We start from the raw sequence: 17,500 nt of genomic DNA, 5'->3' as shown, positions 1-17,500 counted from the left end.
ACCTTAGAGGCGGCGGTGCGAAAGCACGCGCGGCCCTTGCGCGCGAGACCCATGCCCAAACGCACCGACATTTCCTCGATCCTGATCATCGGCGCGGGGCCGATCGTCATCGGCCAGGCCTGCGAGTTCGACTATTCCGGCGTCCAGGCCTGTAAGGCGCTGCGCGCTGAGGGCTACCGGATCGTGCTGGTGAACTCGAACCCGGCGACGATCATGACCGACCCGGACGTGGCCGACGCCACCTACATCGAGCCGATCACGCCCGAGATGGTCGAGAAGATCATCGCCAAGGAGCGCCCCGACGCCCTGCTGCCCACCATGGGCGGCCAGACGGCGCTGAACACCGCCCTGGCTCTGGAAGCCTCCGGCGCGCTGGCCAAGTACGGCGTGGAGATGATCGGCGCGCGGGCCGACGTCATCGACAAGGCCGAGGACCGCCAGAAATTCCGCGACGCCATGGACAAGATCGGGCTGGAAAGCCCCAAGTCCAAGGCCGCCCACACCCTGGACGAGGCCATGGAGGGCCTGGAGTTCGTGGGCCTGCCCGCGATCATCCGCCCGTCCTTCACGCTCGCCGGCACCGGCGGCGGCATCGCCTACAACGTCGAGGAATTCCGCGAGATCGTCGAGCGCGGCCTGGATCTGTCCCCCACCACCGAGGTGCTCATCGAGGAGAGCGTGCTCGGCTGGAAGGAGTACGAGATGGAGGTCGTCCGCGACAAGGCGGACAACTGCATCATCGTCTGCTCGATCGAGAACATCGATCCGATGGGCGTACACACCGGCGACTCGATCACCGTCGCCCCGGCCCTGACGCTGACCGACAAGGAATACCAGTGGATGCGCCGCGCCTCGATCGCGGTGCTGCGCGAGATCGGCGTCGAGACCGGCGGCTCCAACGTCCAGTTCGCGGTGAACCCCGCCGACGGCCGGATGGTGGTCATCGAGATGAACCCGCGGGTGTCGCGCTCCTCGGCCCTGGCGTCGAAGGCCACCGGCTTCCCGATCGCCAAGGTCGCCGCCCGCCTGGCCGTGGGCTACACCCTGGACGAGCTGATGAACGACATCACGGGCGCCACGCCCGCCTCGTTCGAGCCCAGCATCGACTACGTCGTCACCAAGATCCCGCGCTTCGCCTTCGAGAAATACCCGGGCGCGGAGCCCTACCTGACCACCTCCATGAAGTCGGTGGGCGAGGTCATGGCCATCGGCCGCACCTTCGCCGAGAGCCTGCAGAAGGCGCTGCGCGGCCTGGAGACCGGACTGACGGGCCTGGACGAGATCGTCATCGAGGGCGGCGACGATCCGGAGATGCGCCACGCCGCGGTGCTGCGCGCGCTGGCCCAGCCCACGCCGGACCGGCTGCGGGTCATCGCCCAGGCGTTCCGCCACGGCCTGACCTGCGACGAGATCCACGGCGCCTGTTCCTACGAGCCCTGGTTCCTGCGCCAGATCGAGACCCTGGTCCGCACCGAGGACGCCGTCCGCGCGGGCGGCCTGCCCACCGACGCGGCCAGCTTCCGCAAACTGAAGGCCCAGGGCTTCTCCGACGCCCGCCTGGCCAAGCTGACCCACACCACCGAGAAGGAAGCCCGCGAGCAGCGGCGCGCCCTGGGGGTGCGGCCGGTGTTCAAGCGCATCGACACCTGCGCCGGCGAGTTCCGCGCCGAAACGCCGTACATGTACTCGACCTACGAGAGCGGCGCCCTGGGCCAGCTTCCCGACTGCGAGTCCGAGCCCTCGGACCGCAGGAAGGCGATCATCCTGGGCGGGGGTCCGAACCGGATCGGCCAGGGCATCGAGTTCGACTACTGCTGCTGCCACGCGGCCTTCGCCCTGGACGAGATCGGCATCGAGTCGATCATGGTGAACTGCAATCCCGAGACGGTCTCCACCGACTACGACACCTCCGACCGCCTCTACTTCGAGCCGCTCACGGCCGAGGACGTGCTGGAGCTGATCGCGGTCGAGCAGACCCGTGGCGAGCTGGCCGGGGTCATCGTCCAGTTCGGCGGCCAGACCCCGCTGAAACTGGCGGCCGCCCTGGAAGACGCCGGGATCCCGATCCTGGGGACCTCGCCCGACGCCATCGACCTGGCCGAGGACCGCGAGCGCTTCCAGCAGCTGCTGCACAAGCTGAACATCGCCCAGCCGGTCAACGCCATCGCCCGCAGCCGCGACGAGGCCTTCGCGGGCGCGCACAAGGTCGGCTACCCCGTCGTGATCCGCCCCTCCTACGTGCTGGGCGGCCGGGCGATGGAGATCGTCCGCGATGACGAGCAGCTCGAGCGCTACATCACCCACGCGGTCCAGGTGTCCGGCGACAGCCCGGTCCTGATCGACCAGTACCTGTCCCGCGCCACTGAGGTGGACGTGGACGCCCTGTGCGACGACACCGGCGCCGTCTTCGTGGCCGGCGTCATGGAACACATCGAGGAGGCCGGGGTGCATTCCGGCGACAGCGCCTGCTCGATGCCGCCCTTCTCGCTCAGGCCCGACACCATCGCCGAGCTGAAGCGCCAGACCGAAGAGATGGCCCGGGCGCTGAAGGTCCGCGGCCTGATGAACGTGCAGTTCGCCATCGAGGAGCCGGCCAGCGCCAGTCCGCGGATCTATGTCCTGGAGGTCAACCCCCGCGCCAGCCGCACGGTGCCCTTCGTAGCCAAGACCATCGGCCAGCCCGTCGCCGCGATCGCCGCCAAGCTGATGGCCGGCAAGCCGCTCAGCGACTTCAACCTGACGGACAAGCCCTACGACCACATCGCGGTGAAGGAGGCGGTCTTCCCGTTCGCCCGCTTTGCCGGCGTCGACACCATCCTGGGTCCCGAGATGCGCTCGACGGGCGAGGTCATGGGCCTGGACTGGATCCGCCCGGGCGAAGGCCCCGGCCCCGCCTTTGCGCGCGCCTTCGCCAAGAGCCAGCTCGGCGGCGGAACCGTGCTGCCGGCCACGGGCTGCGCCTTCATCTCGGTGAAGGACAGCGACAAGGAATGGATCCTGGAGGCCGCCCGGATCATCTCGGCCCAGGGCTTCCGCATCCTGGCCACCTCCGGCACCGCCGCCTATCTCGCCGGGCAGGGGGTGAAGGTCGAACTGGTGAAGAAGGTGCTGGAGGGCCGCCCGCACATCGTCGACGCCATGAAGAATGGCGAGGTGCAGCTGGTCTTCAACACCACCGAGGGCAAGCAGTCGCTGCTGGACAGCTTCGAGATCCGACGCAGCGCCCTGATGATGAAGATCCCCTACTTCACCACCTCGCCGGCGGCGCTGGCCGCGGCGAGGGCTATCGCGGCGGTGGCCGAAGGGCCGCTCGAGGTGCGCCCGCTGCAGAGTTACGCCTGACGCAGATCAAGGCGACGCCTTGCCCCGAGCGCCAGATGCAGCTTGGCTGAAATCCGCCAGCGCCGCCTCCTGCGCCGGTGATCGGGGGACACCATGGCGCCGCGCCATCTCGAACGACACATGGTCCAGCGCATCGGCTGGCTGCGCGCCGCCGTGCTCGGGGCCAACGATGGGATCGTCTCCACGGCCAGCCTGCTGGTGGGCGTCGCCGCCGCCGCGCAGGGGCGCAGCGAGATCCTCCTCGCAGGTGTCGCGGGCCTTGTGGCGGGCGCCTTCTCGATGGCCGCCGGCGAATATGTGTCGGTGAGTTCGCAGTCCGATACCGAGCGGGCCGACCTGGCGCGGGAGCGCGCCGAACTCGCCAGCCAGCCGGCGTTCGAGCGCGAGGAACTGGCCAACCTCTACGTCGCCCGCGGACTGGAACTCGGCCTCGCCCGCCAGGTGGCCGACCAGCTGATGGCCAAGGACGCTCTGGGCGCCCATGCCCGGGACGAACTCGGAATCTCAGACATCACCACGGCGCGGCCAATCCAGGCGGCGGTCGCCTCCGCCCTCACCTTCTCGGCCGGCGCGGCCCTGCCGCTCCTGGCCGCCCTGCTCGCGCCCACAAACCTGATCGTCGCCGTCGTCTCGGCCGCCGCTATCGCGTTCCTCGCGCTGCTGGGCGCGATCGGCGCCCGGGCCGGAGGCGCCGGCATCGGCAAGGCGGTCGTGCGGGTCACGTTCTGGGGCGCCCTCGCGCTGGCCGCCACCGCGGGCGTCGGCGCCCTGTTCGGCGTCGCCGCCTAGCCTTCGTCGTCCGGCTCTTCCAACGGCGCCTCTTCGTCCCCGCTCGTGAGGACGCCGAACGCCTCGTGGAAGCGCTTGAGGGCGCCGATGGAAGCCTGAACCCGCTGGGTCGCCGCCTGGACGTCGCCCTGGGCGCCGTTGATCACCGCCAGGTTCGTGCTGGCGATGGCGTCGGCCAGGGCCTGCAGGCAGCCTTTCAGCGCGGCGAAGTCGGCCGCGACGTCCGGGCCCTCGTCATCGCCTTCGCCGTCGTCGATGTAGTCGTCCAGGCTGACCATGGCGTCCTCCGAAGGGTTCGGCGCCGGTGTGCCGCCATGCGGCCTAGAAGTCCATGGTCAGGAACAGGCTGAAGGTGCGCGGCTGGTTCACCTCGTAGGCGCCGCTGCTGACCACCTTCCAGTCGAAGGCGTTGGTCAGGTTGGTCACCTGGAACCGTAGCAGGGCCGGCGTGCCCGCGGCCTCGAACCTATAGCGCAGGCCGGCGTCCAGGAGGGTCCGGGCCGGGACCTTCACCCGATTGGCCTGGTCGCCCGTACGCGCGCCGTGGTGGTTGGCCGCGAAGGTCAGCGACAGGCCGGGCGGCGGCAGGGCGTAGGTTCCGCTGAGCGTCACCACGCGGCGCGCCTGACCCACCGGCCGGCGGCCGATGCGCCCTTCGTCCACGGGATCGCCCGTGACCCGCGGCTGCATCAGCACCACGCCCCCCACCACCGTCAGTCCCTTCGCCGGCTGGCCCGTCAGGCTGAGCTCGACGCCCCGATGGCGCACCTGCCCGAGTTCGCGGAACACATTGGCGTCGTCGGGCGAGAAGTAGGGCTTTTCCACCTGGAAGACGCCGGCCACCAGCCGCAGGTCCCTGGCCACGACCCAACGGACGCCCGCGTCCCACTGATCGGTGAGGATCGCCGGCAACGCTTCCCCCCGGTTGGCCGCGCTGTCGGGCGCCGCGCCGCTCTCCTCCAGGCCGCGGGTCACGCTGCCGTAGGCCGCCAGGTCGGGCCGCAGCTCGACCGCCAGGGCGCCGTTGTAGAGCCAGGTGGGGTCATGGGTCTCGGACCTCGCCACGCCCGGCCGCGCCACACGCTTGCGGTAGTCGGTGCGCTGCAGGCCCAGGTTCAGCGACCCCCGGCCCCGCCAGCGGCCTTCGTAGGCGACGCCGCCGGTCCACTGGTCCACGCGGTCCGTCGATCCCGGCCGGGGCGTGAACGCCGGCTGGGCCACGGTGATCGGCGCCAGGAGCGACACGCGCCCGAACTCGGTCGCCACGCCGCCGCCGTACGCGGCTTCCCGCCGGCGTCCGCGCAGGGACGCGTAGACTGTGTGCCGGAGGTCGCCATCAGTGAAGGTGCGGCTGGCGCGCAGTTCACCGCTTGTCGCGTCCGTCCCCTGCGAGGGGTCGCGGTTGATGCGCAGGCGCGCCGTGCCATCCGGCCCGAATTCCGAGAACACCTCGGCGTAGTTGGCGCGCACCTGGTTCTCGGAGCGGAACAGGATCGCCGCCACTTGGACGCCAAGGAACGACGGCCCCCGGGCCAGGAGGCCGTAGTTGTTCGAGACGTTGCGCTGATCCGGCCAGACCGGTCCGGGATAGCGCCGCCGCGAGACCCTGGGCGGCAGTCCGGTCGATCCGGTCACGTAGAGCGGCGCGGCCTCGCGGTCGTAGTCGTCGATCCGGCTCCAGAATGGGATCACCTCCGCTCCGGGCGCGGGCTTCCAGCGGGCGACCAGGCCGTACGAGACCGCCAGCGGATCGACGCCGTTCGCGTACTCGTGCTCGAAGATGGCCGCGCCAGCCGCCAGGCTGAGGTTCGGCGCCAGGGGGATCTGGGCATCGACCTCCAGCCGCCCGCCGCCCATCGGGCCATAGCCCGCCAGAACGCTGACGATCCGGTCCGGGCCGGCCCGGCGCAGCCGGTACTCGACGATGCCGGTCGGGGCCGGGAACAGGTAGTTCTGCGCGGCCAGCCCCACGCGCACCGTGTTGCTCTCCACCAGCCGGTCGGTGAACGTGGCCGGGCGGTCGACGTAGAGCCCTTCGAGCCGGATGTTGCCGGCGGTCACGGGCGAGAATCCCCGCACGTCGCTGGCGCTGTAGAGGCCGACCTTCTCGGTGCCGATGCTGGCGCCGAAGGCGTCCTCGGCTGTGGCCACCGTATTATCGTTCACCCGCTGGGCCGAGGCAGGCGCCGCCCACGCCGCCAGCGCCGCCGCCAGGGCCGCGCCACGCCAACTCCACCCCATCACCCACACGCTCCCACGCACTGGAGTGTGCCGGACCCTGAACGGCGCCCGACGGCAAGCCGGCGCGTGCGTCTATACAGTCCTGCCCGTCCCTCTGCCGCCCAGGCCCCCGCCTGACCGCGGGCGTGACCGCAAAAGCGGCAGACCCTTGGCATAGACCCCGGCTATGCCCGCGCCGCCGCGCGCCGGTGATAGCCTCGCGCAAAGGCCAGGGAGGCGGGCGTGCTGAGAGTGTTGCTGGGCGCGGTGATGGCGCTGTTCATGGCCGGGCTGGCCCACGCGCAGGCGCGGGTCGAGACCATCGAGCTGACCTCGAAGCTGGTCCCCTCGCCGGTGAAGGTCTCGGTGCTGCTGCCGGCCGGCTATCAGGCGTCGCAGAAGCTGCCGCTGCTGCTGATGCTGCACGGCGGCGGGGGCGACAACGGCTTCCTGGAGCGGATGCGGCCCGTCGTGGCAGCCGCCTGGGCCACGGGCGATTTCCCGCCCGCCGTGGTGGTGACGCCGGACGTCGGCCGGTCACTCTACATGGACTTCAAGGATGGGTCGCAGAGGTGGGAGACCTTCCTGGTCAGCGAGATGATCCCGGAGCTTCGCCGCCGCTACGGCCTGTCCGACCAGCGCAGCAAGACCGTGGTCACCGGCATCTCCATGGGTGGCCTTGGCTCCCTGCGCCTGGGCTTCGATCATCCCGAGGTCTTCGGGGGGCTCGCGGCCATGGAGCCGGGAATCGAGCCGGCCCTGGCGTTCGACGACGTCAGGATGCGCAACCGCTTCCAGCGCGACGACAGGTTCTTCAAGACCATCTTCGGCGATCCGGTCGACCGCGAGTTCTGGAAGCGGGCGAACCCGGCGAACATGGTCCTGACCAACAAGGCGGCCATCCTGAAGTCGGGCCTGGCCATCTACATCGAGGTCGGCGACCAGGACATGTTCCACCTCGACGAGGGGACCGAGTACCTGCACCGCGTCATGTGGGACCACGGGATCCCGCACGAGTACCGGCTGGTGCGCAACGCCGACCACACCGGCAAGACGGTGCCGGCGCGGATGCGCGACGCCCTGCGGTTCCTGGATCGCGAGGTGCTGAACCCACCGCCGCCCGACGAGACCCTGGCCGCCAGCCGGCCGCGTATCGACCGCCTGCGTCGGGCCATGGGCGTGCCCGACGACGAGCCGCGTCCGCCCCTTCCCCCGACGAGCCCCGCCCGATGATCGACCGCCGCTCGCTCATCGCGGCCACGCCGGCCCTGCTGGCGACCCCGGCCCTGGCGGCGCCCTCGGGGGACCTCGCCGTGCGCGGATCCAAAGCCTATTCCGAATCCGCCATGGTCATGTCGGTGACGCCCGACGGCGGCAGCGCGCTCACCCTGCGGTTCTGCCGCTTTCCGGTGGAAGGCCAGACGTGGCTCTGGTGCCACATCTTCCATGAGGGACGGTTCTACGCCTTCACCAGCCACGACCTGCCCTGCGCCAGCGAGCGGTTGGCCGGCGTCCAGGTCGCCGAATACCGCGCGGCGCCGGCGCAGGCCGAGCTGGTCCGCGTTCGCCGAGGCGACAAGTTGCCGGCCGTGCGCCTGGCGGCCGACCTGAACTTCCACGAAAGCCGCACCGCGCCCCACGGCCCGGGCGAGATCCCGGGCAAGTTCACCGCGCAGTTTCTCGCCGTCAGCCCGCTGGGGAGCCAGGTGCTGGAGGGGCGTGAGGAGATCTATGGCTGGTGCGTCGCCGAGGTGGAGATCGACGGCCGCAAGTTCGTCCACGAGGGACTGGCCAAGTACCACGAGCAGCGCCAGGAGGCGGCCCGGTTCGCGGCCCCGTTCTGTTATTCGTTCCTGGCGGGCGACTCGATGAACTGCACCGCATTGCTGCACGCCAAAGGCGCCAGCGGCGGCTGGCGGATCGACGGGGTCGAGACCGCCCTGGCCGACATGACCGTCGATCCGCCGAGTCCGATGCGCGCCGTTTCCTGGAAGCTGAAGGACAAGCCTGCCCTGCCAGGCCGCCTCACCGACCTCGTCCGCTACGAGATCCCGATCTACGGCCGGCCCTGGCAGGGCAGCTTCGTTCAGGGTTCGTGCGACGGACGGCCCATCGTCGGAACCATGAACGACTGGATCGTCCCGCCCGACATCTACGCCGCCGCCATTGCGCGTGCGTCGCAATCTTAGGGTGCAACAGGTTACCACCCAAGCTTGTGGATTGACCGGCCCCAAATCCGGGCGCAGACTCGCAAAATCGCCTGACTGAGACAGGTGGCAAGGGCGCGCCCCGGCGGCCCGCATCCTTCCCTCTCTTCCTGAAAGAAAGGGGGCGGCGAACTTCCGGGGGACGCCACTGGCGTCTGCCGCAGCCTGGCGTGGAGCTCAAGAACTCCACCAAACAGGATTGCGAGGAAGTCTCATGCATACCGAGCCGCATAGTGGCGACGTACGTCATCACAAGCCGAAACATCTGGCCGAGAAGTTCGAAGGCGTCGTGGGGATCGTCATGGTCGCCGCCATCGTCCTGCTCGCCATCGGTCTGATCTACGGGATCATGACCACCGGCAGCACCGAACCCAAGTGGATGCAGTAGGCCCCAAGCTCCGGCTAAAGGACCTTCGCCAGCACCAGATCGTCATAGGTGTTGGCGCCCACCTGGAACTTCCGGACGCCCGCCTCGGTGAACCCCTGGCGGGCGTAGAAGGCGAGTGCGTTCGCGTTCTCGCCATAGACGCCCAGCAGCACCCGCGGGGCGCCGAGGGCTTTTGCGGTCTCCAGGGCCATCGCCATCAGGCGGGCGCCCACGCCGCCGCCATGGAAGCGTGAAAGGAGGTAGATCCGCTTCACCTCCAGATCGCCCGGACCGGTCGCAACCGGCAGGTCGGGCGAGCTCAGCATCACATAGCCGACCAGGACGCCGGATTCCGTGATCTCCGCGCCCCAGAGCCGGTGGTCGGCAGGCTTCGCCAGCCATTCCGCATAGCGCGCCGGGCCGTGCTCATGCGCACAGTGCGCCAGCAGGTCCGCCGCCGGCAGGTTCGTCGCGTAGGTCTCCAGGAACGTCGCCTGCCCCACCAGCGCCAGCGCGCCCGCGTCGGCCGCCGTGCAGGGCCGTATGTTCAGGTTCATGGCTTCGTCTCGCCCCTCGTTTCGCGCTGCCTATCCCATTCTTCCGCGCCATCCCACGGTCAGCCGGAGGCTGAGCCGAGGCCAAGCCGAATCCGCCCTGCGCGCGACCGTGGGATGACGTGGCGCGAGGGAGGCTGGCGCGCCAGTCGCCGCCGCGCTACCACTCAACTGATCAACGATAAGGGAGGGACGGAAATGGCAGGTCGCGTCAGTGGCAAGGTGGCGCTCGTGACGGGCGGAGCCAGCGGGATCGGGCGCGGATGCGCCGAGAAGCTGGCCGCGGAAGGCGCATTCGTCGTCGTCACCGACATCCAGGACGCCCTGGGCGAAGAGGTCGTCGCCGGGATCAGGAAGGCCGGCGGCCAGGCCGAGTACCGTCGCCAGGACGTCACCGACGAGGACGTCTGGATCGAGGTCGTCGAGGGGATCAAGGCGCGCCATGGCCGCCTCGACTTCCTCGTCAACAACGCCGGCATCGGCATCGGCGGGTCGGTCCTGGACATGACGCTCGCCAACTGGCGGCGCCAGACCGCCATCAACCTGGACGGGGTGTTCCTGGGGACCAAGCATTCCATCCCGCTGATGCGCGCCTCGGGCGACGGCGGCAGCATCGTCAACATCTCGTCGGTGGCCGGCCTGAAGGGCTCGGCGAACCTGGCCGGCTATTGCGCGACCAAGGGCGGCGTGCGGCTCTTCACCAAGGCGGTGGCCATGGAGTGCGCCAACGCCAAGGACGGCATCCGGGTGAACTCGGTGCACCCGGGCCTGATCGAGACGCCCATCTGGCTGACCGTGGGCGAGGCGGTGAATCCCGGCGCCAACGCGCCGCCGGACCTCGACGCCATGTCGGCCATGGCGGTGCCGTTGGGCGTGAAGGGCTATCCCGAGGACATCGCCAACGGGGTCCTCTGGCTGTGCTCGGACGAAAGCCGCTATGTCACCGGCCAGGAACTGGTGATCGACGGCGGCCTCACGGTGCGCTGAGCCGGGCCTTGGCGCGCTCGGAGGCGGGGCGCGCCATCATGGTGATCACGCCTTGCCTCCTGCCAGGCGGCCGCCCAGCCAGGCGCAGGGCAGCGTGCTTGCCGCGAGGCCCCAGGAGTACCAGGCGGGCCCCAGGTCCATGTCTCGCGTCACAATGGCTCCAAGCGCGCTGAGCGCCAGGCCGATGCCGCCAACGATGAGCGCGTGGCGCATGGGGTGGTGCGGCGCGACCCGGGCCGCCACCCAGCTCCCGGCGACGCCGAACACGGCCCGGTAGGCCAATGCCAGCGCGAAGAGGCGGGGGTCGTGCATCGGCTCGCTGCGCGGCGGGAAGACGTGCGTGGCGTACATCACCTCGTCGGCGCCCATGGACAGCGCTACGACCGTCGTCATGCCGGCCAGGATGGCCAGCGCGCTTCTCACCAGGCGCCGCGGCGGCCGAGTCGTCATAGAGGACGTCATATCAGGGTTCCCTTGTCCGCCTTGGCGAAGGCGCGGAGCGCGTCCCTGCCGGTCCAGCGCGCCCTCCGGCCGCTGGACGCCGCAATCTCTCCGCCATCGCCCGCGCCTCGGCGCGTAGCCGCAGCAGCTTGGCCACCGCCTGCATACGGTTCATCGACAGGCCTACGGCCCTGTCGACCACCAGGTCATAGCGCGGGGCCATCTCGTCGCGGATCTTCGGCGAGGCGTGGCTCTGCAACGCAGCCAGCACCGCTTCGACGCGCTCGGCGATGCCCCCCGCCGCGGATCAGGCCGCCGCCAATTCGGCCAGGATGTCGTCCATCCGGTCGTAGCCCATGGCCATGCCGTCCGACATGCCCGACTGAAGGGCGCCGTCGCGGGCTTCCTTGGAGGCGAACAGCATGGTGATGGTCGCGGTGGTGCGGCCGTCCGCCTCCTCGAACACCAAGGTGTTCACCGCCTCGCCGTCGAAGCCTTCCATCCGTTCGGTCGTGACGATCCTCTCGAACGGCGCGATCTCGGTGTGAATCCCGCTGGAGCCGAACTCGGTCCCGTCCGCGTCGCTGCGCCAGCGGTAGCGGTAGGCGCCGCCCACCCTCAGGTCGACCTCGCAGACCGGCATCGACCAGCCCGGCGGGCCCAGCATCCAGCGGCGGATCAGTTCCGGCTTGGTGTGGCAGTCCCAGACCAGCTTCGCAGGCGCATCGAACAGGCGCGCCACGCGGATTTCTCGGTCGGACGGGGTGGAGACGTCGACAGGCTTCGGCATCGGCTCAGTCCTCCTTGGCTTTCAGTTCTTCCAGCAGGTTGTCGAGGCGGGCGTAGTTCGCCTCCCAGAGCTCGCGGTAGCGCTCGATCCACATGTTGGCCTCGCGCAGCGGCTTGGCCTCGATCCGCGCCGGCCGGCGTTGGGCGTCGCGGCCGCGGCGGATCAGCCCGGCGCGCTCCAGCACCTTCAGGTGCTTGGAGATCGCCGGCTGGCTCATCGAGAAGGGTTCGGCCAGTTCATGGACCGAGGCCTCGCCCGACGCCAACCGGGCGAGGATCGCCCTTCGCGTCGGGTCGGCCAGCGCCGCGAAGGTGGCGTCGAGCTGTTGTTCATAACTCATGAGTTCTAGAACTAATCGGTTATATTAAGGCCGTCAAGTCGACGTTTCCCGCGCCGTCCGCTAGACGCCGGCCATGGCTGCGACCCTGCATGTGATCTTCGGCCCTTCCGGCGCCGGCAAGACGACCTACGCCCACGCCTTCGCACGGCGGGAGAAGGCCGTGGCCTTCATCCTGGACGACTGGATGGCCAAGCTGTTCGCCCCCGACATGCCCGAGCCCATCGAGTACGAGTGGATGATCGAGCGGGTGCAGCGCTGCGAGGCGCAGATCTGGGCGACAGCCGCCGGTGTGCTGGCGACCGGGACCTCGGTGATCCTGGACATCGGCCTGATGCGGAAGGCCGACCGCGAGCGGGTCCGGGAGATCGCCGCGGCGACCGACCTGCCGCTGCAGTTCCATTTCGTCACCGCCAGCGCCGAGGCCCGGCGGGGCCGGGTGTCCGAGCGCAACGTGGTCAGGGGTGAGAACTTCGCCATCGAGGTCACGCCCGAGCTCTTCGACTTCATCGAGGGCGTCTACGAGGCGCCCGATCCCGAGGAACTGGTCGGCGCGGTGATCAGCGAGAGCGCCTGATCGTCCTCAGTGCTGGAACGTCGGGTAGAGGTGCGCCGGCCAGGTGGCGTCGGCCGCCCGATGGTAGGCCTCGCGCTGGGTCAGGCGGGCGTTGTACTCCACCAGCACCGGGTGCTCGGGCAGGACCTTGCGGTAGAACAGCCGTGAGATCGTGCCGCCCAGCACCACGTCGGCGGCGGTGAACCGGTCCCCCAGCAACCACTTGCGACCGTCCAGGGTGCTGGTCAGCGCCCCCACCATGTCGTCGAAGCCGCCGAAGCCCATGTCGGAGCCGGGCAGGTCGATCTTCTGCGCGTGCAGGGACGCCACGGGATCGACCACGGCGGTCGCATAGACCATCCACTTCAGATAGGCGCCGCGGTCCTTGTCCTCGATCCGGGGGGCCAGCGCGCCGTAGCTGTAGCGGTCGGCCAGGTAGATCGCGATGGCCGGGTTCTCGCTGACCACCACCTCGCCGTCCGTGAGCGTCGGCACCTTCCCGGCGGGATTGAGCTTCAGGTAGGCCGGGTTCTTCTGCTCGCCCTTGCGGATGTCGACGGTCTTCACGTCGAAGGCGACGCCGATCTCCTCCAGCATCCAATAGGCGGTGAACGCCCGGCTGCCCGGCGAATGGTAGAGGGTGATCCCGCGCTTGGCGGCCATGGCACTCTCCTGGCTGGGCGCATAGCTAGTGCGAACCTTACAAATTTGCGAGGCGGCGGTCAGGCGGCCGCGAGCCGGACCGGGTCAGATGTCCCTCGCCGCCGCAAGGGCGGTTCCACCAGGAGACGACCCAACCCATGCGCAACATCCTTCTCTCTTCGGCTCTCGTCCTCTCGCTCGTCGGCGGCGCGTCCGCGATGGCGGCGACCAAGGCCGCGCCGGCCGCCAAGCCCGCCGCGACCGCCACCGCTTCCAAGAGCGCCGACTGCGCCAAGCAGTGGAAGGCCGAGAAGACCCACACCCAGACGCGCAAGGCCTTCATGGCCGCCTGCACGAAGGCCTGATCGCGGCCGTCTGACTCCAGTCGAAGCTTCACTCTTGGCCCCGCCGTTTGCGTTTGGGCGGCGAGACCAAGGGGGGCGGCGGCGGGCGCTACGCGTCCCCCATCCGGGCGCCCGCCGCTTTTTCGACCCTTTCGGGGCGCTAACAGACTGCACTGTTGCGAGCAGGAGGCGCCGATGGGCGCGAAGATCCTCGTCGTCGAGGACGACGGCGGGACGGCCGAAACCCTCCTGAACGGTCTTCGCCAGGAAGGCTATACCGTCGAGCACGTGGCCGATGGCCGCGACGGCCTCTACCTGGCCACCTCCGCCGACTTCGACGCCGTCATCCTCGACCGCATGCTGCCGGGCATGGATGGGCTCAGCGTCGTCAAGGCGCTGCGGGCGGCGGACGTCCACACGCCGCTGCTGATCCTCTCGGCGCTCGGCCAGCTGGACGAGCGGGTGCGGGGCCTGAGGGCCGGTGGCGACGACTACCTGGCCAAACCCTTCGCCTTCTCCGAGCTCTCCGCCCGCCTGGCCGCCATGCTGCGCCGGCCCGTCGCCCGCCAGGAAACGACCTCGATGTCCTGCGGCGACCTCGACATGGACCTGCTGCAGCGACGGGTCACCCGCGCCGGCCGGCGGCTGGACCTCCTGCCCCGCGAGTTCAAGCTGCTGGAGCACCTGCTCCGCCACAAGGACCGCGTCGTCACCCGCACCATGATGCTGGAGGAGTTGTGGGACTACCGCTTCGACCCGCACACCAGCCTGATCGACACGCACATCAGCCGGCTGCGCAAGAAGATCGACGACGGCTTCGACACGCCGCTGCTGCACACCGTGCGGGGCTCGGGCTACCGTCTCTCCGAGCGGCCGTGAGCGCCTTCGGGGATGGGCCGCGCGTCCGATGCGGCTGAAGCCCTGGATCTGGCCGGCGGCGGCGGCGCTGGTGGCCCTGGCGGCCCTCGTGGTGGGCCTGCTGATCGTCGATCGCCTGGGTGAGCGCGCCATCGCCCAGCAGCAGACCGCCATGGCCGGGGCGGCGCGCGACTACTTCGTGGCCTTCGCCCGGGACGAGGGGGTAAGGGCGCTGGCGGACACGCTGAACCGCCATGCCCAGGTGGGCGCCGCCGACGGCTTCCGCTACGCCCTGGAGGACCAGAGCGGTCGCATGCTGGCCGGCGCCGACGTGGTGAGTTCGCTGGACGCACCCGACGCGGGATGGCGCACGGTGACCGAGCCGGACTCCTCGCCGCGCCGGCTGTGGCGGGTGCTGGCCCAGCCGCTGGGCGGCGGCTACACCCTGATCGTCGCAGAGGACCTGGCGGCCCGGGACGCCCTGCGCGCCGCCGTGTTCCGAGGCTCGGCCCTGGCGATCCTCATCGCAGCCCTGGGCGCCGCCGCGGCGGGCTTTGGCCTCAACGCCGTGCTGCTGCGCCGGACGCGGGCCATCGCCCACACGGCCGAGCGTATCGCCGGCGGCGACCTCTCCGCCCGCGCGCCGGTGCGTCCCAAGGGCGACGTCTTCGACGACCTGGGCGCGTCGATGAACGTGATGCTGGGCCGCATCGAGGAACTGATGACCGGCATGCGCACGGTGGCCGACTCCATCGCCCACGACCTCCGCTCGCCCCTGACCCGGATGAAGGGCGCCCTGGTTCGCGCCGCCGATCCCCACGCACCGGAGGCCGTGCGGCTGCAGGCGCTGGACGACGCCCACGCCGAGGCCGACACCGTGCTGGCGACGCTGAACGCGCTCCTCGACATCGCCCACGCCGAGTCCGGCCTCAGCCGCGAGAACATGCAGCGGATCGACGTGGCGGCGCTGGTGCTGAACATCGCCGAGCTGTTCGGCCCCGTCATCGAGGACGCGGGCCAGGCGCTGGTCACCCAAGCGCCGAACATTCCGGTGCTGGCCCGCGCGCACCCCGACCTGCTGCGCCAGGCGGTGGGCAACCTGCTGCACAATGCGGTCATCCATGCCGGGCCCGGCGCGACGGTGGTCGTGCGGGTCGAGGACGCAGGCGCCGGCCGGGCCCGGATCTGCGTCGCCGACGACGGCCCGGGCGTGCCGCCCGAGCACCTGGGCCGGGTCCAGGAGCGATTCGTGCGCCTGGAGGCCTCGAGGACGACGCCCGGTTCCGGCCTCGGGCTTGCGCTCGTCGCGGCTTGCGCCAAGCTGCACGGTGGCCGGCTGGTGCTGGGGGACAACCGGCCCGGCCTGGTCGCCGCGCTGGAGCTCAGCGACCAGCGCTCTTGATTTTTGCGCCGCACAATCCTAGCTTCTTTGCCCCCGGGTCGCATTCGCCCGCGGCCGGGTTGGGGATCACCAAGGCGCACCTCGAGTCACAATGGAAAAAGTTCCGATGACCGTCGAGGGCTACAGAGCCCTCGACGAAGAACTGAAGCGTTTGAAGACGCTGGAGCGTCCGGCGGTGATCGCGGCGATCGCGGAAGCGCGCGCGCACGGTGACCTGTCCGAAAACGCTGAGTACCATGCCGCTAAGGAGCGGCAGGGCTGGATCGAAGGCCAGATCGCCGACATCGAGGACCGCATGGCGCGGGCCCAGGTGATCGACGTGTCGAAGCTCAGCGGCAGCCAGATCAAGTTCGGCGCTACGGTGTCGGTCGTTGACGAGGACACCGAGGAGGAGGCCCGCTACCAGATCGTCGGCGAGCACGAGGCCGACGTGAAGAGCGGCCGTGTCTCGATCACCTCGCCCATCGCACGTGCGATCATCGGCAAGGAAACCGGCGACGTCGTCGAGGTCCTCACGCCCAGCGGCGCCAAGGCCTACGAGATCACCAAGGTGGAGTGGGTCTGAGCCCACTCCAATGGCCGGCGCGCGTCCCTTAAGGATCTGGGCCGTCTCGGACGGCCGCGCCGGCATCGAAGCCCAGGCCTTGGGACTCGCCGAGGCGGTCGCACGCCTGAAGCCGGCGCACATCGGCGTCAAGCGGATCGGCTGGAAGGCTGGCCTGGGCCGCTTGCCGTGGCGGTTGATCCCGCCCGGCGCGCGGACCGGAGACGCCGTCGCCGCGCCCTATCCCGACATCTGGATCGCCGCGGGCCGCGCGACCCTGCCGCTCTCGAGCCGCATGCTGAAGTGGAGCGAAGGCCGGACCTTCGTGGTCCAGACCCAGGATCCCCGCGCCCCGCTCGACCGCTTCGACCTGGTCGTCCCGCCCGAGCATGATGGGCTGACCGGGCCGAACGTCTTCCCGATCCTGGGCGCCCCCAACCGGATCACGCCCGAGAAGCTCGCGCTCGACCTGGCGCGTTTCCAGGACCGCCTGGCGCCCCTGCCCCACCCACGCGTCGCCGTCGTCATCGGCGGCAAGTCCAGGGCCCATGATCTGCCCCTCGCCGGCGCCCGGGCGCTGGCGGCGGAGATCGCCCACGCCATCCAGGCGGCGGGCGGGACCATCCTCCTCAGCTTCACCCGCCGCACGCCCGCGCCTGCGCGCGAGGCCATGGCCGCCGCGCTGGCCCATCTGCCCGGCGTGATCTGGGACGGATCCGGCGAAAATCCCTACTTCGCCTTCCTCGCCGCGGCCGACGCGATCCTCGTCACGGAGGATTCCACCAACCTCGCCACCGACGCCGGGGCGACCGGGAAGCCGCTGTTCATCCTTCCGATGGCCGGCCGGAGCGCAAAGCTGGAGCGGTTCCATGCCGAGCTGCGGCGGCGTGGGATCGCACGCCCCTTCGCGGGCGAGTTGACAGCGCCACCATATCCGCCACTGCTGGAAACCGACCGGGCCGCCCGCGAACTGTTGCGCCGATACGACGGCTCGACCTGATCGCGGACGTTCGCTCAACCCTAGGCGTTGTTTTCTTGCCGCGTTCGCCCGCTGCGGTAACCTTGCCTAAGGATTTGGCGTTAGCCTTCCCGCTAGGGACACCAACTGATTCGTAATCGG

19 protein-coding genes are annotated in these 17,500 nt (G+C 70.0%); 12 read left to right on the top strand and 7 right to left on the bottom strand.

The features are described from left to right. Nucleotides 1-51 precede the first annotated feature (51 nt). Nucleotides 52-3,342, top strand: a complete 3,291-nt coding sequence (gene carB / locus EPO51_RS16040) for a carbamoyl-phosphate synthase large subunit (RefSeq protein ID WP_293352333.1) — start codon at nt 52-54, stop codon at nt 3,340-3,342. A gap of 93 nt (nt 3,343-3,435) precedes the next feature. After that, complete coding sequence (locus EPO51_RS16035) at nt 3,436-4,131, top strand: VIT1/CCC1 transporter family protein (protein WP_293352331.1); 696 nt, start codon at nt 3,436-3,438, stop codon at nt 4,129-4,131. On the opposite strand, the gene EPO51_RS16030 is transcribed toward EPO51_RS16035, so the two are convergent. Then, complete coding sequence (locus EPO51_RS16030; RefSeq protein WP_293352329.1) at nt 4,128-4,409, bottom strand: hypothetical protein; 282 nt, start codon at nt 4,407-4,409, stop codon at nt 4,128-4,130. The two genes, EPO51_RS16035 and EPO51_RS16030, sit on opposite strands and share 4 nt — an antisense overlap. Before the next feature lie 43 nt (nt 4,410-4,452). Further along, entirely contained in the window at nt 4,453-6,372 is a 1,920-nt protein-coding gene (locus tag EPO51_RS16025; protein ID WP_293352327.1) for a TonB-dependent receptor, read from the bottom strand. A gap of 222 nt (nt 6,373-6,594) precedes the next feature. On the opposite strand from EPO51_RS16025, the gene EPO51_RS16020 reads away from it, so the two are divergent. The 3 genes from EPO51_RS16020 to EPO51_RS16010 all read left to right on the top strand — a co-directional run bounded on the left by EPO51_RS16020 (nt 6,595) and on the right by EPO51_RS16010 (nt 8,946). After that, entirely contained in the window at nt 6,595-7,584 is a 990-nt protein-coding gene (locus EPO51_RS16020; protein ID WP_293352325.1) for an alpha/beta hydrolase, read from the top strand. Beyond that, nucleotides 7,581-8,540 (top strand): hypothetical protein, encoded by a 960-nt coding sequence (locus EPO51_RS16015; protein ID WP_293352323.1) that lies wholly within the window; start codon nt 7,581-7,583, stop codon nt 8,538-8,540. Before EPO51_RS16020 ends, EPO51_RS16015 begins: the two co-directional genes overlap by 4 nt. Nucleotides 8,541-8,772: 232 nt before the next feature. Next, nucleotides 8,773-8,946: a hypothetical protein gene (locus EPO51_RS16010; protein WP_293352321.1), complete on the top strand. Its 174-nt coding sequence runs from the start codon at nt 8,773-8,775 to the stop codon at nt 8,944-8,946. A 14-nt stretch (nt 8,947-8,960) separates the two neighbouring features. Here EPO51_RS16010 and EPO51_RS16005 read toward each other — a convergent pair whose 3' ends face one another. Beyond that, nucleotides 8,961-9,482: a GNAT family N-acetyltransferase gene (locus EPO51_RS16005; RefSeq protein ID WP_293352319.1), complete on the bottom strand. Its 522-nt coding sequence runs from the start codon at nt 9,480-9,482 to the stop codon at nt 8,961-8,963. Nucleotides 9,483-9,677: 195 nt separating this feature from the next. On the opposite strand from EPO51_RS16005, the gene EPO51_RS16000 reads away from it, so the two are divergent. Beyond that, entirely contained in the window at nt 9,678-10,466 is a 789-nt protein-coding gene (locus EPO51_RS16000; RefSeq protein WP_293352317.1) for an SDR family NAD(P)-dependent oxidoreductase, read from the top strand. Between the two features lie 45 nt (nt 10,467-10,511). Here EPO51_RS16000 and EPO51_RS15995 read toward each other — a convergent pair whose 3' ends face one another. The 3 genes from EPO51_RS15995 to EPO51_RS15985 form a co-directional block, all read right to left on the bottom strand. After that, complete coding sequence (locus tag EPO51_RS15995; RefSeq protein ID WP_293352315.1) at nt 10,512-10,916, bottom strand: hypothetical protein; 405 nt, start codon at nt 10,914-10,916, stop codon at nt 10,512-10,514. Nucleotides 10,917-11,214: 298 nt separating this feature from the next. Continuing rightward, complete coding sequence (locus EPO51_RS15990) at nt 11,215-11,697, bottom strand: SRPBCC family protein (RefSeq protein ID WP_293352313.1); 483 nt, start codon at nt 11,695-11,697, stop codon at nt 11,215-11,217. Nucleotides 11,698-11,701: 4 nt separating this feature from the next. Next, a complete protein-coding gene (locus tag EPO51_RS15985; protein ID WP_293352311.1) occupies nt 11,702-12,037 on the bottom strand; it encodes an ArsR/SmtB family transcription factor in 336 nt (111 codons plus the stop codon). A gap of 73 nt (nt 12,038-12,110) precedes the next feature. Here EPO51_RS15985 and EPO51_RS15980 point away from each other — a divergent pair, with 73 nt between their 5' ends. Next, the gene (locus EPO51_RS15980; RefSeq protein ID WP_293352309.1) at nt 12,111-12,611 is read left to right on the top strand and encodes a P-loop nucleotide/nucleoside kinase family protein; all 501 of its coding nucleotides are present in this window, start codon (nt 12,111-12,113) and stop codon (nt 12,609-12,611) included. A gap of 6 nt (nt 12,612-12,617) precedes the next feature. Here EPO51_RS15980 and EPO51_RS15975 read toward each other — a convergent pair whose 3' ends face one another. Continuing rightward, nucleotides 12,618-13,253 (bottom strand): glutathione S-transferase family protein, encoded by a 636-nt coding sequence (locus EPO51_RS15975; protein WP_293352307.1) that lies wholly within the window; start codon nt 13,251-13,253, stop codon nt 12,618-12,620. 137 nt (nt 13,254-13,390) lie between these two features. Between EPO51_RS15975 and EPO51_RS15970 the strand changes: the two genes are divergently transcribed. The 5 genes from EPO51_RS15970 to EPO51_RS15950 all read left to right on the top strand — a co-directional run bounded on the left by EPO51_RS15970 (nt 13,391) and on the right by EPO51_RS15950 (nt 17,380). Further along, entirely contained in the window at nt 13,391-13,597 is a 207-nt protein-coding gene (locus EPO51_RS15970) for a hypothetical protein (RefSeq protein ID WP_293352305.1), read from the top strand. 174 nt (nt 13,598-13,771) lie between these two features. After that, nucleotides 13,772-14,455, top strand: coding sequence for a winged helix-turn-helix domain-containing protein (locus EPO51_RS15965; RefSeq protein ID WP_293352303.1), 684 nt, complete (start codon nt 13,772-13,774; stop codon nt 14,453-14,455). 28 nt (nt 14,456-14,483) lie between these two features. After that, complete coding sequence (locus EPO51_RS15960; RefSeq protein ID WP_293352301.1) at nt 14,484-15,836, top strand: sensor histidine kinase; 1,353 nt, start codon at nt 14,484-14,486, stop codon at nt 15,834-15,836. 91 nt (nt 15,837-15,927) lie between these two features. Next, nucleotides 15,928-16,401, top strand: coding sequence for a transcription elongation factor GreA (gene greA, locus EPO51_RS15955; protein WP_293352299.1), 474 nt, complete (start codon nt 15,928-15,930; stop codon nt 16,399-16,401). Nucleotides 16,402-16,411: 10 nt separating this feature from the next. Continuing rightward, a complete protein-coding gene (locus tag EPO51_RS15950) occupies nt 16,412-17,380 on the top strand; it encodes a mitochondrial fission ELM1 family protein (RefSeq protein WP_293352297.1) in 969 nt (322 codons plus the stop codon). The last annotated feature ends 120 nt before the right edge of the window (nt 17,381-17,500 follow it).

Source organism: Phenylobacterium sp., assembly GCF_004297125.1.
Lineage (GTDB): Bacteria > Pseudomonadota > Alphaproteobacteria > Caulobacterales > Caulobacteraceae > Phenylobacterium.
The sequence above is the reverse complement of the archived record's forward strand: the minus strand, read 5'-3'. Positions and strand labels throughout refer to the sequence as shown.